11 protein-coding genes are annotated in these 17,343 nt (G+C 57.4%); 7 read left to right on the top strand and 4 right to left on the bottom strand.

Translation table 11 applies throughout. The features are described 5' to 3' along the window. Positions 1-149 precede the first annotated feature (149 nt). The 3 genes from hrpB to K5845_RS19325 form a co-directional block, all read right to left on the bottom strand. A complete protein-coding gene (hrpB, locus tag K5845_RS19335; RefSeq protein ID WP_287959719.1) occupies positions 150-2,675 on the bottom strand; it encodes an ATP-dependent helicase HrpB in 2,526 nt (841 codons plus the stop codon). Between the two features lie 58 nt (positions 2,676-2,733). Continuing rightward, the gene (locus K5845_RS19330; protein WP_046479287.1) at positions 2,734-3,609 is read right to left on the bottom strand and encodes a phosphoribulokinase; all 876 of its coding nucleotides are present in this window, start codon (positions 3,607-3,609) and stop codon (positions 2,734-2,736) included. 107 nt (positions 3,610-3,716) lie between these two features. Further along, positions 3,717-4,769 (bottom strand): class 1 fructose-bisphosphatase, encoded by a 1,053-nt coding sequence (locus tag K5845_RS19325; RefSeq protein WP_287959718.1) that lies wholly within the window; start codon positions 4,767-4,769, stop codon positions 3,717-3,719. Positions 4,770-5,010: 241 nt separating this feature from the next. On the opposite strand from K5845_RS19325, the gene K5845_RS19320 reads away from it, so the two are divergent. The 7 genes from K5845_RS19320 (at position 5,011) to K5845_RS19290 (ending at position 15,574) form a co-directional block, all read left to right on the top strand. Further along, entirely contained in the window at positions 5,011-6,075 is a 1,065-nt protein-coding gene (locus tag K5845_RS19320) for a glycosyltransferase family 2 protein (protein WP_287959717.1), read from the top strand. Continuing rightward, positions 6,072-6,542, top strand: coding sequence for a GtrA family protein (locus K5845_RS19315; RefSeq protein WP_090228452.1), 471 nt, complete (start codon positions 6,072-6,074; stop codon positions 6,540-6,542). The genes K5845_RS19320 and K5845_RS19315 overlap by 4 nt, the downstream gene beginning before the upstream one ends. Before the next feature lie 244 nt (positions 6,543-6,786). After that, a complete protein-coding gene (locus K5845_RS19310; protein WP_287959716.1) occupies positions 6,787-7,971 on the top strand; it encodes a succinate--CoA ligase subunit beta in 1,185 nt (394 codons plus the stop codon). Continuing rightward, entirely contained in the window at positions 7,971-8,849 is an 879-nt protein-coding gene (gene sucD, locus K5845_RS19305; protein WP_046479284.1) for a succinate--CoA ligase subunit alpha, read from the top strand. Before K5845_RS19310 ends, sucD begins: the two co-directional genes overlap by 1 nt. A 147-nt stretch (positions 8,850-8,996) precedes the next feature. Further along, positions 8,997-10,748, top strand: coding sequence for an NAD(P)H-dependent oxidoreductase subunit E (locus K5845_RS19300; RefSeq protein WP_287959728.1), 1,752 nt, complete (start codon positions 8,997-8,999; stop codon positions 10,746-10,748). Between the two features lie 63 nt (positions 10,749-10,811). Then, positions 10,812-13,592, top strand: a complete 2,781-nt coding sequence (gene fdhF / locus K5845_RS19295) for a formate dehydrogenase subunit alpha (protein ID WP_046479283.1) — start codon at positions 10,812-10,814, stop codon at positions 13,590-13,592. 140 nt (positions 13,593-13,732) lie between these two features. Continuing rightward, on the top strand, positions 13,733-15,574 hold the full coding sequence (locus tag K5845_RS19290; RefSeq protein WP_052744024.1) for an isocitrate dehydrogenase kinase/phosphatase AceK regulatory subunit: 1,842 nt from the start codon (positions 13,733-13,735) through the stop codon (positions 15,572-15,574). Positions 15,575-15,627: 53 nt separating this feature from the next. On the opposite strand, the gene K5845_RS19285 is transcribed toward K5845_RS19290, so the two are convergent. Continuing rightward, on the bottom strand, positions 15,628-17,343 hold a 1,716-nt coding region (locus K5845_RS19285), incomplete at its 5' end, for a putative bifunctional diguanylate cyclase/phosphodiesterase (protein ID WP_287959715.1).

Raw genomic sequence — 17,343 nt, 5'->3', positions numbered from 1 at the left:
ACCGTTAGTGCGCGTCCACAACGTCGCCGCAGTGATAAACGGTAGTGTGTGACAGTTTGTTGTCAGCTAAGTCGTGAGTAGGCCCCGACAAATTGAAGCAGGCCCCCTGCCGCGACAATCGTACAAAGCAAGGGAATGTCTGATCAATTTCAGCGCCGCGGCTTTGCACGGTGGGTCGCTTCTGCGCGCGCTGGATCATCCGGCCAGACGTGCTTGGGATACCTCCCCTTCATGTCCGCGCGGACGGCCGCCCAGGACCCCGCCCAGAATCCGGGCAGATCGCGCGTGATCTGGATAGGACGGTGGGCAGGCGAAAGAAGGTGCAGCGTCAGAGGGAGACGCCCTTTGGCGATCGCGGGATGTTCCGTCAGCCCAAACAATTCCTGCACCCGGATATGCAGTGCCGGTGCCCCCGCCGTTTCATAGTCGATAGCGTGTCGATTGCCGGTCGGGGCAAGGAAATGCGTCGGCGCTTCCTCATCGAGGTCTCGCCGTTGTTCCCACGACAGCAGCATATCCAAACCCGCCGAAAGATCCCCCGCGTTGAGGTCACTTGCCCGCAGCTTTCCAGCCAGAAACGGCGCCAGCCAAAGCTGAACCGTTTCAGCGAGCGCTGCATCGCCCAAGTCCGGCCAATCAGTCGGCGACTCCGCTCTCAAAAAGGCAACACGAGCCCTGAGTTGAATTTGCGCCTTGCTCCAAGGAAGTGCCGCGATCCCGATCTTTGCCAGCCCCTCCGCAAGCAGCTCTTGCGTCTCTTCGCTCGCCCGGACCTGCATCGGCTTAGCGGACAAAGTAATTGCCCCAAGCTTTTGCACCTCCCGTCCGCGCACACTCGATGACGGTGTATCGAAAGCGAGTTCCACCGACGATGTCATACGCGCGCCAGCAATCGCGACGATGTCATCCTCGCTCGCCTGCACTGCCAACAAAATACGGGTGGCGGCGGCACTACCCTGCAAATCAGCGACAACGAGATAAGGAGAACGCGCCAAAGCATCAGCCGTATCGAGACGCGCACCGCGGCCGTTGACCAATAAGTACTGGCCATCCGAACCACGTGATTTCGCGATGCGATCAGGATAAGCGCGCGCCAGATGACCAGCCAAACCGATGTCGCGTAGAGAGATTGGCTTCCGCAGTGAGACGAGACTGCGCGCCACACGCGCCCACTCCCCTGCTAAACGGCGCATGTCCTTTACCCGGCGTGAGGAATCTCTACGAAACTTAGCAAGCCTGACCGCCAGATCGGTGTCGTTGCCGCCGATCCCCCGCTCGACGATCACCGCCGCAATTTCGGCAGCCTCATCTTCACAGCCATCCTCTACGGCAGCAAATACCATGCGCGCCAATCGCGGAGGTAATGGGAGTGCGCGCAGAGCACGCCCCACGTCCGTGAGGCGGCCTTCAAGATCAAGCGCACCAAGCGCGACCAACTGGCTGCGTGCTGCATCAAGCGCAGCCGAAGGAGGTGCATCGAGCCAAGAGAGAGAAGTCGGATCCACGACGCCCCAATCGGCACAATCGAGCAGAAGCCCCGTGAGATCTGCCGTTCGAATTTCAGGCTCGGGAAACCGAGAAAGCGATGAAGTCTGTGCTTCATCCCACAAACGATAGCAGACGCCGGGCTCCATACGCCCCGCCCGGCCACGTCTCTGGTCCACGGACGAAAGCGGCGCGCGAACCGTAACAAGCCGCGTCACCCCAACATCAGGCTCAAACTGCGGCACCCGCGCCAAGCCGCTGTCGACCACAACGCGAATGCCTTCGATTGTGAGAGAAGTTTCAGCGATCGCGGTCGCAAGCACGACCTTTCGTTTACCCACCGGTGCTGGCGCAATAGCTTGGTCCTGGTCGCGTGGATCCATAGCGCCATAAAGGGGGGCAAGGATGACATCCCCCTTCATCGTCTCTTCTAGAGCTTCCGCGACGCGTATGATTTCCCGTTGGCCTGGTAGAAACGCAAGCACGGATCCAGGCTCCGAACGGACTGCCCGCATAATCGCGTCTTTGACCTGGTCCTCAATACGCCGCTCAACACTGCGCCCGAGATAGCGTGTTTCTACCGGATAGCTCCGCCCCTCACTGACAATGACCGGCGCACCATCCAATAAGCCCGCGACGCGATCAGCCGCCAGCGTCGCCGACATGACCAAAATACGCAGGTCCTGTCGCAGTCCCCGTCGCACATCCAGCGTGAGCGCCAATCCCAAATCGGCATCCAATGATCGCTCGTGAAACTCATCGAAAAGAACAGCCCCAATGCCTTCGAGCATCGGATCATCGAGGATCATGCGTGTGAACACGCCTTCCGTGACAACCTCGACCCGGGTCTTACGCCCCACCCGCGAGTTGAGGCGCGCCCGGAGTCCTACGGTCTCACCGAGTCCCTCTCCCAGGCTCCTGGCCATCCGCTCCGCAGCACCGCGAGCAGCAATGCGTCGAGGCTCCAGAACGATGATTTTGCGGCCATCCAGCCACGGAGCGTCAAGCAGCGCCAAAGGCACACGCGTCGTTTTACCTGCACCCGGCGGAGCCACCAGAACGGCGCTGGTCCCCTGAGACAGGGTATCCGACAGCTGTTCCAACACCTCGTCGACGGGGAGCGGCTCAGCAAACGGATTGGGACTGGAACCGGTCCCCTTCGCGCTTTTGCTACCGGCAGGTCGGCTCAAAATCAGACATCCTTTTCAGAGAACGGACGTCATGCGCGTCCACTCGCTCTCGCGGAATTTAGAAGACCCTGCGACGCCGCTCCACAAGCTGCATGATCATCGGCGTCAGAATGAGCTGCATCGCAAGGTCCATGCGGCCGCCTGGAATGACAATCGAATTCGCCCGCGACATGAAGCTGCCCTGGATCATCGCCAGCAAATACGAAAAGTCGATTCCACGCGGTGTTTTAAACCGGATGACAACCATCGACTCCTCAAGCGTCGGGATCCACCGCGCGATGAACGGATTAGAGGTATCCACCATTGGAACGCGTTGAAAATTGATATCCGTCTCCGAAAACTGCGGACAAATATATTTTACGTAATCCGGCATCCGGCGAAGGATCGTGTCCGTCACCGCCTCTGTTGAATACCCACGGGTCGACTTATCGCGATGGATTTTCTGTATCCACTCGAGGTTGATCACCGGCACCACGCCAATTTTGAGATCCGCATGGCGCGCAATGTTGATGTCCTTGGTGACGAGGGCGCCGTGAAGCCCTTCATAGAACATGAGATCTGACCCCTCCGGCAGATCCTTCCAGGGAGTGAAACGCCCCACCGGGACACCGAAACGCGCCGCCACCTCGTCATCATGAACGTAATGACGAGTCCGGCCGGTGCCGTTCTCCCCGTAAGTTTTGAACGTACGCTCAAGCTCCTCGACCAAGTTGCCTTCAACACCGAAGTGGCTGATCACGCCCTCGCCGTTTTGAGTCGATTTCTCCGTGGCCTTTTGCATCTCGAAGCGGTCGTAACGATGAAAAGCGTCTCCCTCCAGAAACACGGCGTTGACGCGCTCCCGGCGGAAGATCTGCTCGAACGTTTGCCTGACTGCCGTCGTCCCGGCCCCTGAAGACCCTGTGACCGAGATGATCGGATGCTTGGCTGACATGACCTTGGATACCTTTTTTGGAAATACGTTCTAGGGATGGAATGAGGAGCGCTTAACCTAACAATGCGAAGCATGCAGGCGCCGCTATCTTCACACCTTACGTCCCGTCAGAGGCGGAACAAACCGCGGCGCCCAAAGAGTGGGGAGCGCTCGCCGTGCGCCCGCGGATGCGTATAGAGGCGATCAACATAATCGACCTCCGCGCGCGACCCGACGAGAATAGGAACTCGTTGATGCAGGGCCTTGGGAACGATATCGAGAATGCGCTCGCGCCCTGTCGACGCTGCCCCACCCGCCTGCTCGACGAGCAATGCAATCGGATTGGCTTCATAGATGAGACGAAGCCGCCCGTGCTCATAGCCTTCACGTTGATCAGCCGGATAGATATAGATCCCGCCCCGCATAAAAATGCGATAGATTTCGGCAACAAGTGATCCGATCCAACGCATGTTGAAGTCGCAGCCACGCACTCCCTCGACGCCCTGCAAGCAGTCGTCGACGTAAATGCGGATCGCCTCGTCCCAATGTCGATAGTTCGATGCGTTGATTGCATATTCTCTGGCCATCGCCGGAATTTGCACATTGCGTAGCGTCAGGAGAAAACGTCCGCTATCGGGATCGAAAGTGAAGATATGCGTCCCTTCACGGACGGTGAGCGCCATGAGCGTACTTGAGCCATGGACGACAAAGCCCGCAGCGAGCTGACTAGTCCCGGGCTGAAAGAAACAACAGTCTTCGACCCCACCGCACTGCGTTGCGTGAAAGCGCGGCAATATTGAAAAGATTGTTCCGATCGCGGCATTGGTATCGATATTTGTTGTGCCATCCAATGGATCGATCGCTGCGACAAGCGGCTGGTCCGTCCGTATCGTTATGGGCCGCGCAGCTTCCTCACTCAGCATGGCGGCGACCGGTGCGTCCCGCAACGCATCCAACAGCAACGCATTGGCTTGGCGATCAAGCCCGGTTTGCTGATCCCCTCCCGCGGGCTTCAGCCCGACAACGTCGTGCCCCCCGGCGAGCTCACCACGATCCACAAGCCCGTGAAGTGCCAAAGCCGCCCGCGCTATAACCTCAACGGCCTGCGCCACCTCCCCACGCTCGGGGTCCTGCGCAGACCATCGCTCAAGAAATTGGACGAGGTCCCCCTCAATCGGCATGCTGTGGCAGACTCCCTAGTTCATGTATCCGGTGCTTCGGCCCCTTTGGGCCAGATTCAATCGCGCCCCCACGCACAACGCAAGATATCTCCAAAATTATGTGCAAGCGGCGATCCCGATTAACCGAGTAAACATACTTTGCTCTAGCCAGAGCGCAGCTAATAAGCCAAATCAGCAGCATTGAAGATATGCGGCCTAACGCGCTGCAAATACTTAACGACTTGTGAACCACGAGGCCTTCTTGACGAAGGAGATCGACGAGCTGCCTGTCCGCAAACCGGCCACCTCCATAGCGACGTCGGGCCGGAGGCAGTCGTTGTCAATCGTAATCCCGTTGCTCAATGAGGCTAACGGCCTGCCCCGGCTGCTTGCCCGGCTTCTGCCCGTTCTCGAGCGAACAACATATGACTACGAGATCGTCTTTATAGACGATGGCTCAACAGACGCGACGCTATCGCAGCTACGCCAATTCAACGAAACTGACCCGCGTCTTAAGTCCGTTTCGTTCAGCCGCAACTTCGGCAAAGAAATCGCTGTTGCCGCCGGGCTACGCTACGCTAGAGGGGATGCAGTCATCCTCATGGATGCCGACTTGCAGCATCCTCCCGAAACGTTACCGCAATTCATTTCGCTGTGGGAGCGGGGTTACGACGATGTCTACGGTCAGAGGATGGATCGGGAATCCGACAGCGCCACTTACCGAATGCTGGCACGCAGCTTCTACGCAATTTTCAAAGTGCTGTCCGGCACGCAACTACACGAAAACGCGGGCGACTTCCGTCTCTTAAGTCGACGCGCCGTTGACGCCCTCAATCAGCTCGGAGAACGCGCCCGCTTCAACAAAGGCCTCTTTGCCTGGATCGGCTTCCGCTCTATTGGCGTCCCCTATAACGTCGCCCAGCGGCAAGTGGGAGACGCGTCACGTTGGAGCACACGCCGGCTATTACGCTTCGCAATCGACGGGATCGCCTCTTTTACAACGATCCCATTGCGCATTTGGTCCTACATCGGCCTACTCGTCTCGGCGTTCGCCTTCATCTACGCTGCGATTTTCTTATTAAAGACTCTAATTTTCGGCACTGATGTCGCCGGATTTCCAACCCTGATTATTTCAATCCTTCTGCTCGCGGGCGTTCAATTGATTTCACTGGGAATTATCGGCGAGTATCTAGGCCGCATCTATGATGAGGTGAAAGCGCGCCCACTCTTCCTTGTTGCCGAAGAGATTGGTTTTACCCCCAATCAGCCAGCCAAACCCGGCGAACCTCACCCTGACGTGACTGAGGGACTGGAGCAGCGGCCTTGACGGACGATCCCAGAGAGGATGCCAACGCTTCTCCAACCAATGGTCGAAAGATGCGCGATGCCCTAGCCCACGGTGGCCGCTTTCTTATATCTGGAACGCTCGCCCTCACCGTTGATGCCGTCATATTGGCGCTGCTCTACCGCATCATCGGGCTCGACCCTTTTGTTTCCCGTATCTTTGCGATTTCCATTGCGATGGTTGTCGGCTGGTTGACCCACAGAACGTTTACGTTCGCTGTAAAACGGCCGCCGACGGTTCGTGAATTCACCGGGTATGCAAGCATCGCCTGGACGACGGCGGCGGCGAACTACGCCATCTATTCTGGGATCCTCATTGCGCAACCGACAACACCCCCGCTTGTCTCACTCTTCATCTCAAGCTTGATCACGATGGTGGTGAGCTACATGGGCATGAGATTTGGTGTTTTCGGTCGCCCAGGATCACATCACGGAACAGGCAATCGCTAAGAATGGGTTGAGTTGAACACGCCCCAAAGATCGATCGGAAATATACCACCTAATCCTCGACAACGATCAAAATTTGGTATACCGTATGCCATCAACAGCGACCTTGTCTCCGCGGCCGAACACTATACTTTCGTTCATCATCCTATATACCAACGCAAATGCGGCCCGGCTGACTGCCAGCAAAACGGAATGGCGCAGATCCGACCGCGTATAGGGGCTTGGGTTTACGCCAGAGGAAGCGTCGATGAACTTGCTTGAGTTTCAAGCAAAACGGCTCCTGGGCCGGTTTGCCATCGCCACCCCGATTGGCCAGGTTGCGGCGAGCGAGTCAGAAGCCTTTGAAGCCGCCCGGCGGCTCGGGTGCGATCGCTACGCGGTCAAGGCACAGGTCCCTCTTCTCGCGCGTATGAAATATAACGGCATCGCCTTCGCCTCGACACCGGAACAAGTACGCGCGCAGGCCCGATCGATGATCGGAAAGGCCTTGCGCATTGGCGAGACCCACTCAATCGGCGACATCGTCCAGCAAGTGCTCGTTGAAGAGCGCATCGAAAGCCTGCGCGAAATGTATGTCGCCATCACGCTGGACAGGTCGGCCGGCAAGTTGGTGATGCTCGCATCTGCAGTAGGCGGCGAAGCGATCGAAGAGCGGGCTGCTGCAGAACCGGGGTTGATTCATCGACTCGAATTGACACTTGAGAACAATAAGGCCGTCGCGGACTTCCACAGCTTGGCGTCCATCATCGCGGACACACCCGAAGTCGTAACCGGATTAGCCAATCTCTACCGCGACCTCGCTGACGCCGCTGTCGCGTACGAAGCGACGCTTATTGAAATTAATCCGCTGGCCCTAACGAAGGACGGTCGCCTCATCGCACTCGATGTAAAAATATCTGCCGACGACAGCGCACTCTACCGCCGCCCCGAGCTCGCCGCCTTGCGTCAGGAGAACGATCGGATCGTCTGCTCTCCAACCGAACTCGAAGCTCAGCGCTTCCAGATCAATTACGTCCCGCTCGACGGAGACGTTGGGATAGTCGTCAACGGCGCCGGTCTTGCTCTGGCGACGTACGATCTCATCGTCGACGCCGGCGGACAGCCCGCGAATTTCATGGACATCCGCACCACCGCAACCAGCCTTGATATCGCGCATGGTTTCGGAATGCTCCTGACAAACTCACAGGTCAAATCCATTTTGGTCAACGTGCACGGCGGCGGCATGCAACGGTGTGACACCATCGCCGAAGGCATCGGCATCGCGCTGCGCCGTCATCCCCGTCAGATACCTATCGTGATTTGTATGGCAGGAAACAACGCCGATTTCGCGCGCACCATCCTGGAAAACAACGGCACACGTTACGTCGCCGTCAGCGATATGGCGGACGCCGCCCAGCAGGCGGTCGCGCTATCGAGAAGGAAAGCAGCCTGATGGCAGTACTCATTGGTCCAGAAACTAAGGTCCTTTGCCAGGGCATGACAGGCCGCACCGCAACTTTCCACTGTGGCCGGATGCTCTCTTACGGCACTCAGCTTGTCGCAGGTGTCGTGCCAGGTAAAGGTGGCAACCGACATCTGGATCTTCCCGTCTACAATCACGTTCGCGAAGCAATTGACGCAACTGGCGCCAATGCCACGATAGTTTTTGTGCCACCCAACAACGCGGCCGCAGCGATCATTGAAGCAATTGAAGCTGAGTTACCTTTGATCGTTTGCGTCACCGAACGAATACCCATTTTAGATATGGTCCGCGTCCGCCAGGCACTCATCGGCACCCAGACGCGTTTGATTGGTCCAAACTCACAAGGTATTCTGGTTCCGGGCGTAACGCAGTTGGGGGTCATGTCGACGGTCGACGCAAGCCCCGGGCGCATTGGAATCGCCTCTCGGTCAGCTTCATTAACCAGCGAAATAGTCCTACAAACGACACAAGCGGGACTCGGCCAGTCGACAACCATCGGCGTAGGCGGCGATCCGGTTCATGGCGTCGATTTGAAGACCTGCGTTAAACTTTTTCTGGATGATCCTGACACCGATGGCGTCATCGTAATTGGCGAAATCGGTGGAACGGAAGAAGAAGAAGCCGCAGAGCTGATCTCCGAGCTTAAGCCGACAAAGCCGATCGTAGCGCTTGTAGCCGGTCGTCACGCCCCGCCGGAGCGGCGCATGGGGCATGCCGGCGCATTTGCCTCATCGAGTGGCGGCGGAACGGCGCTTAGCAAGATCGCGGCCCTGCAATCAGCCGGCGTTGTCGTCGCACCCAACGCAGCCACAGTCGGCGAAACAATGCGGAAAACACTTGCCGTATAGACAAAGAAAAGAAGAGACGATGGCAGGAATAGACGACGCCGATTTGACCTAAGACTGGTTTTGATAGGAAATTTCAATCGGGATGCGATCCGCTGGTTCGAGAACTGGATCGCTTGAAGCGGGTTTAGGCACGAAAACATGAACGATATGACAATAAAAGGCGGTCACGGCAATGGCGGTGGCGGCGGACGTAAGAAGCCAATTCACCCCGGCGCAGGACGTCGCAACGCACTGTTGCATCCAAAAGGCCGTGTTCTCACGCCCGAGGAACTCGCGACGGTAAAGGGGCTGATTGGCGAAGGACCGTATGAGCGGCCGCTTCTTATCGAATATCTCCACAAAATTCAGGATGCCGAGGGCTGCCTGCCTGCCGGCCTTCTCCAGGGGCTAGCAGAACTCATGCGCGTCCCCATGGCAGAGGTTTTTGAGGTTGCAACGTTCTACGCGCATTTTGACGTCGTCCCGGATGATGCTGAGCGTCCCCCGGCCGTAACCGTCCGCGTCTGCGACAGCCTCTCCTGCATGATGGCCGGTGCTGAACAGCTTATCGAAGCGCTTCAGTCCAAGGACGCACCAAATGTGCGCATCCTCCGCGCCCCGTGCGTTGGCTCCTGCCATACGGCACCGGTTGCACACGTCGGCCACCACCACGTCGACCACGCTACGCCCACGAAGGTGATGGAACTCGCGACCGGAGGCCATACGCATCCTGAGGTTCCCGCCTATCAAACACTCGAACAATATGTTTCCGAAGGTGGTTATGAGGTCTTGAAGGCCTGCCTCTCCGGCAAGCACACAGTCGAGGACGTTATCGCAACACTCTCTGATGGTGGGCTGCGCGGCCTCGGTGGCGCGGGCTTCCCAACCGGACGCAAGTGGACGTTGGTTCGGGCTGAGAAGGGTCCGCGGCTCATGGCCGTCAACGGCGATGAAGGCGAACCCGGAACCTTTAAAGATCGGCACTATCTCGAGACGCGTCCGCACCAGTTCCTCGAAGGTATGCTGATCGCGGCTTGGGCAGTAGAGGCCGAGGAAGTCTTCATCTACATGCGCGATGAGTATCAAGCTGTGCTTGAAATTCTGCGGGCTGAACTTCCCAAACTGCAGGCTGCGAACCTGGCTCCGCATACCAAGATCAACCTACGCCGCGGCGCTGGCGCTTATATTTGCGGCGAAGAAAGCGCCATGATCGAATCGATCGAAGGCAAGCGAGGGCTACCTCGTCATCGCCCACCTTACGTTGCTCAGGTCGGCATCTTCAATCGTCCGACGCTCGTCAACAACGTTGAGACGCTCTACTGGATCCCCCAAATCATCGAAAAAGGTGCGGGGTGGTTCGAGAACCAGGGCACCAACGGCGCGAAGGGCTTCCGGTCCTATTCCGTTTCCGGTCACGTCGCGAACCCCGGCGTCATCCTGGCTCCAGCCGGCTCGACAGCCAACGACTTGGTGCGTTTGTGCGGCGGCATGAAAGAAGGTCACACCTTCAAGGGCTACCTGCCGGGCGGCGCATCGGGCGGCATTCTGCCCGTGTCGATGGCGGATATTCCGCTCGACTTCGGCCAGCTCGAAAAGCATGGCTGCTTCGTTGGCTCGCACGCGGTTGTTATCCTGTCGGATAAGGACGATATGAAAGCTGTGGCCTTGAACCTCATGAAATTCTTTGAGGACGAGAGCTGCGGCCAGTGTACGCCGTGTCGTAACGGCACAGAGAAGGCGGTCCAATTGATGAGCCGGCCCAGCTGGGACAAAGAACTTCTCGATGATCTCGCGCAAGTGATGCGCGATGCGTCTATCTGCGGCTTGGGGCAAGCGGCATCGAACCCGCTGACCAGCGTCATTAAATTCTTCCCGGACGACATCGTTTCAGGCAGCCCCGCGGCGCCAGAACGGGACTAACGCAAGGGATAAGCAGCCGTCGCAATACGGCGAAACCAACTCCATTACGTGCTGAGATAGATCATGACCGATAAGATCACCTTTGAGCTCGATGGTAAGACCGTCGAGGCCGCGCCTGGCGAAACGATTTGGCAAGTCGCCAAACGCCACGGCACCTCAATTCCCCACCTTTGCTGGCTGCCGGAGCCAGGCTACCGCGCTGACGGCAACTGCCGCGCCTGCATGGTAGAAGTCGAGGGCGAGCGCGTTCTCACGGCGTCCTGCCAACGCAAAGTCGCCGATGGCATGAAGGTGAAGACCGCTTCCGAACGGGCGAAGAAAAGCCGGGAAATGGTCTTCGAACTGCTCATCGCCGACCAGCCTGCGAAAGAAGAAAGCCACGACCCATCGTCCAAATTCTGGAACTGGGTCGGCCAGATGGACATCGCCACGACGAGCCGCTTCCCAGGCGCAGCCGGCCCTGTCGCGGACAACACGCACTCAGCGATCTCGGTCCATCTCGACGCATGCATCAATTGCGGTCTTTGCGTCCGCGCTTGCCGCGAAGTCCAGATGAACGACGTCATCGGCATGGCCTACCGCGGCCACCACTCGAAGGTCGTTTTCGATTTCGACTCCGGAATGGGTGAATCAACGTGCGTTGCGTGCGGAGAGTGCGTCCAGGCTTGCCCGACCGGCGCTCTGATGGAAGCCAACCTGCTCGATGATGCAGGCAAACGCGTCGCTTACGAAGACCACTCCGTCGATACGCTCTGCCCGTTCTGCGGCGTTGGCTGCCAAACCACCGCACACGTCAAGGACGACAAGATCCTCTACGTGGACGGCCGCAACGGCCCGGCGAACGAAAACCGCCTGTGCGTTAAGGGGCGGTTCGGCTTCGATTACATCAGTCACCCAGACCGTCTGATGAAGCCGCTTATCCGTCGCGAAGGCGTCGCTAAAGACCCCAACATGCAGTTGCGTCCTGAAGACTTCGCAAAGGTCTTCCGCGAAGCAACTTGGGAAGAGGCTCTTGAGAAAGCCGCCCAGGGCCTTGTCAAAATTCGCGAAGAGAAGGGTGGTAACGCCATTGCCGGCTTCGGCTCGGCCAAAGGCTCAAACGAGGAAGCCTATCTCTTCCAGAAGTTTATCCGCCAGGGCTTCGGGACCAATAACGTCGATCACTGCACGCGTCTCTGCCACGCATCATCAGTGGCAGCGCTCATGGAAAGCGTGAGCTCCGGCGCTGTTACGGCTCCGTTCACGGCAGCTGGTGACAGCGACTGCATGATCGTCATCGGCGCCCGTCCCGCCCAAAACCACCCCGTCGCCGCCACCTATTTGAAGAACGCAGCCGCACGCGGTGCAAAGCTCATCATTATGGACCCTCGCGGTCATAATGGTACGCTCGCACGTCACGCCTCGCACATGCTGCAGTTCAAGGGCGGCTCCGACGTCGCGCTCCTGAACGCTATGCTGAACGTGATCGTCACCGAAGGCTTGGTCGACGTTCAGTACGTTCAGGCACACACGGAAGGTTACCAGGCTCTCGAAAAGAAAATTCAGGAATTCACACCTGAAAAGATGGAGTCCGTTTGCGGAATCCCCGCCGAGACAATTCGCGAAGTTGCCCGCCTTTACGCAACGTCGCAGCGCTCCATCATCTTCTGGGGCATGGGGGTTTCACAACACACCCACGGAACAGACAATGCCCGTTGCCTGATCTCGCTGGCACTTGTGACCGGTCAGATCGGCCGCCCAGGTACCGGCCTTCATCCTCTCCGTGGCCAGAACAACGTCCAAGGTGCTTCCGACGCGGGTCTCATTCCGATGGTCTTCCCGGACTACGTCTCTGTGACTGATCCGGCGACACGCTCGAAATATGAAAAGCTTTGGGGAGCAGAACTCAATCCCAAGCCCGGTCTCACTGTCGTTGAAATCATGCACGCCATCCACGATGGCAAAATCAACGGCATGTATATCATGGGCGAGAACCCCGCCATGTCGGACCCTGACGTCCAGCATGCACGCGAAGCATTGACTGAGCTCGACCATCTCGTAGTTCAGGATATCTTCCTCACTGAAACAGCGTGGCATGCCGATGTCGTACTCCCGGCTTCCGCTCACGCCGAAAAGCTCGGTACGTTCACAAACACCAACCGCCAGGTTCAGCTTGGCCGCCCCGTCGTGCCGCTCCCGGGCGAAGCACGTCAGGACTGGGAACTCCTTCAAGAACTAGCTCAGCGCGTTGGACTGAATTGGGATTACGCCGGCGTCAACGAAGTGTTCGACGAAATGGCATCTGTCATGCCGTCGTTGGACAACATCACGTGGGAACGCGTCGAGCGTGAGGGCTCAGTCACGTATCCTTGTGATTCGCCCGACAAGCCGGGCAACGAGATCATCTTCGCATCATCGTTCCCGACCAAGTCCGGTCGCGCGAAGATTACGCCTGCCGACCTTCTCCCACCCGATGAGGTGCCGGATGACGAATATCCGCTGATCCTTACCACAGGCCGCTTGCTGGAGCATTGGCACACCGGCTCGATGACGCGGCGCGCAGCCACGCTCGATAGCCTGGAGCCGGAAGCTATCGCAAGCCTCAATCCGCGCGAACTCGCACGGCAAGGCCTGCAGCCGGGTGATGAAGTCGAAGTTTCGACACGGCGCGGCACAATCACTCTCAAAGCCCGCATGGATCGCGACGTTCCCGAAGGGATGGTCTTCATTCCATTCTGCTTTGCAGAGGCTGCCGCAAACATGCTGACGAACCCGAAACTTGACCCAATGGGCAAGATTCCGGAGTTCAAATACTGCGCAGCCAAGGTTGAGAAAGTTCGCGCACGCGTTGAGGCTGCGGAATAATCAGCTAAGATTGCGAACAGGCACCGACCTGTTCGCCAATTCAATGCGGCAGCCCGGCTGGGCTGCCGCATTTTTTATTTGAGCGCTTTTTTGTATTCCTCATCTGGCTACGTCGCGCCCCAACCGATAAGGACACAGCAATGACGGTCGCGTTTCAGGCCAGCTCATCCCCCGCATCTTTCATCCCGGTTGAGGAAGTCGCTCGCGACGCGCTCAGCGCACTACCCGAAGCCACAACACGAGAAGCTCAGGCGAGCCACATCGCCAATGCTATCCTGGCCGTCTTCGACAACTATTACGTCCGCTCGCGTCACATCCCCTATCTTGCCAAGGAAGCGTTCGAGACGCGTAATTGGCCGGAAACGACCAACCTGAGCCGTGAGCGTCTCGACATTTACGGGCGCAATCTCGACGCGTTGATTCCACTGCTAAAGCAATCGTGGCCCCAGTTCGCTGACGAACGCGGTTTTTGGGTTGAGGTTGAAGCGCAATATCTCACTCAAATTCGCGAGCGCTATGAAGCCGATCTTGCCTTTGCCTTCCTACGTTCAACGCGCCGCCTCATGCGGCAAGGTGAATGGGCGCCAGTCTCATATTTTGCCGGCAGGCAGAAAGAGATCGTTCCTCATGACAACGGCCCCACTGCCATACGTACGTTCACCTGTATTTGGCCCGTTAAAAACGAAACGGTAATTGATCTGCTGCAGGTGCCGGGCTTCAACGCGCCTTTCCGTGACATTGTCGATGACGCTCGGCTAATCGCAATGCGCATAAACGAGACACTGGAAGCCGCCACGAACAGCGACATTTCAGGCGCATCAATCACGATCGAAATGATCGATGGCGGCTTTTTCCGAAATCGTGGTGCTTATCTCGTTGGTCGCATAAAGCAACCATCTGGGCCCGACATTCCATTAGCCCTCGCATTGCTCAATGAGAAGGACGGCATATATGTCGATGCCGTCCTGTTCGAGGCTGATCGACTGCATTACGTCTTCTCTTCTGCGCTCGCCAACTTTCACGTTACTGCGGAAGCGTACCATCAGCTTGCGCACTTCCTCCATTCCGTCATGCCGAAGCGGCCCTTGGGCCTCCATTATTCGACGATCGGCTTCAATCACGTCGGCAAGGTCGCCGTCATGCGCGAGCTTCAAGCCGAACACAACACCGCCACCGAACAGCTCGATTTTGCGTTAGGCTTTCGCGGCACCGTGGCCATCGGTTTTTCAACGCCATCCTCGCGGTACGTCTTGAAGGTAATTCGGGATCAGCCCGCCGAGGGCTATAAGTGGGATACCTTTCCCGGCGTCGATGCCATACTTCAGAAATACCGGGCGGTACACGAGACCGATCGTGCGGGCTCCATGCTGGACAACATAATCTACGATAATGTCCGCTTGGACCGCGAATGGTTCACGCCGCAGCTGTTGCAGGAATTCGCCAACGCTGCGCCGGACAGCGTCAAGATTCTCCACCGCTATGTGCTATTCCGTCATTTGATCGTTCAAATGAAACTTACGCCCGTTCCCGAGTTTCTGAAAAAGGCATCTCCCACGGAAGCCAAAGCCGCCATACGCGAACTCGGCACTTGTATCGCGAATAATGCTGCGGCCAACATCTTCAACAAGGATCTCGACGCCCGCAATTATGGCGTCAGCCGAATTGGCCGCGTTTATCTATTCGACTACGATGCGGTGGAACCCCTCACAGGCATCAAAGTCCGCACAAACCTCGATCGTATCGAAGGCGAAGAGGACATCCCCGATTGGTTTTTCGAAAAAGGTACCATCTTCCTACCTGAGGAGATGCTGGTTGGACTTCGCGTCGACGACCCTGATCTGCGTCGCGCTTTTCGCGAAATCAATGGGGAACTAATGACAACAGCCTATTGGGAGGGGATGCAGCGCGCGCTCAACGCCGGTCTCGTACCAAAAGTGCGCGCTTATCCGACGCACATGCGCTTGCGCGCTTCTCGACACTAATCGCTCACCCAGAAGGCTGTGTCAGAGAGCAATCACGGGGGCATCGTCTCTCGTCAGGCGTAAATTTTCCCCGCCCCCAAATCATCGCTCGACGGCGTATAAGCTGTAGCGGAGCCAGCAAAAATCATATCAACCGGCACTGGGCGCCCCAGCAGGTAGCCCTGCACCTTACTGCAGCCGATGCTCCTCAGGAGCGTGAACTGCTCTTCCGTCTCGACCCCTTCCGCCGTAACGTCCATACCGATAGCGTGCGCTAGTTCGACAATCGCTTTGACGATTGCAAGGCCACGGCCATTGTCAGTGACGCCGCTGGTAAAGCTCTTATCGATCTTCACCGTATCAAACGGATATTCCTTCAGATAACTCAGGGATGAGTAACCCATACCGAAGTCGTCGACAGCGATCCGCACACCGGCATGCCGTAACGCCAAAAGATTATGCTGCGTAATCGCATCATCCCTGAGCACAACAGCTTCCGTAATCTCAATCTGAGCGCGATCAGGCTCCAGTCCGCCTTCCTGCAAAAGCTTCAGAATGCGCTCGACAAAATCGTTATGGCGCAACTGCACCGGCGAGATGTTAATCGAAAGAAATGCATTCTCCGGGGCGCGCCGCATAGCCTGACAGGCTTGCCGGAATAATTGTCGTCCGATTGGACCAATAAGCCCCGTCTCCTCCGCAGCATCAATGAACTCGCCAGGCATCACCAGTCCTTTCGACGGATGATGCCACCGCGCCAATGCCTCGTACCCCACGGCGCGGCCATCATGTGTGTTAACAATCGGCTGGAAATAGGGCTCAAACTGATTCTCGATGGCCGCCGTCCGTAGTTCTGTTTCCAAAAGGCGCCGCTGCTTGACTTGCAGCATCATCTGCTGCGCGAAGATCCGATAAGCGTTACGTCCTTCCGCCTTCGCGCGATAAAGCGCAACGTCCGCGTCCTGCATAAGTACTTCCGGCGCGAGATCCGTGGAATGTGCAAGCGCAATACCGATACTGACCCCAATAACCAGTTCATGGCTGGCGACAAGATAGGGCTGAGACACTTCTTGTATAAGCCGGGCCGCAAGTTTGCTCGCGTCCTTAACGGCCTGGAGATCTTTGGCGATAACAGCAAATTCATCGCCACCGAGACGCGCAACAACATCTCCCTCGCGGCAGGTTCGCTTGATACGCTCCGCAACCTCGATCAAGAGCTTATCGCCGACCGGATGCCCGAGACTATCGTTGACTGATTTGAAATGGTCGAGGTCCAGCAACAGCAGCGCGAAGTTCCGATCCTCAGACGCAACCATCGATTCCAATTCGCGGAGCAAGCGCGGACGATTGGCCAGAGATGTCAACGAATCTGAAAGTGCCAACAGTTCGATCTGCCGGTCCTTCTTACGCTTCTCAGTGATGTCATCATGCGTAAATACCCAGCCACCGGTATTCATACGCTGACGCGTCACCAAAATGGATCGGCCATCCACAAGGTCATACACGCAACGGTTTGAAGGCTCCTCATCGAGACGCCCCCAATAGGTTGGCTCGGAAACACCGCCTTCGTCCCCATTCCGCACCGCCCAGAATCCGTTATCGACGCAAAGTATCACAACTTCTTTGAAACTTGCCTCCCGATCGCGAAGCTCAAACGGGAGATCGTACATTTTCAAGAAGTTGTCATTACAGACGACAAGATTTCCGCTACCATCGAACATACAAAGACCAATGCTCAGGTGTTCTGACATAGCCTGGAATCGATCATTGTTCACGGCGAGCGTAGAGTT

The organism is Filomicrobium sp. (assembly GCF_025698805.1).
Classification (GTDB): domain Bacteria; phylum Pseudomonadota; class Alphaproteobacteria; order Rhizobiales; family Hyphomicrobiaceae; genus Filomicrobium; species Filomicrobium insigne.
The sequence above is the reverse complement of the archived record's forward strand: the minus strand, read 5'-3'. Positions and strand labels throughout refer to the sequence as shown.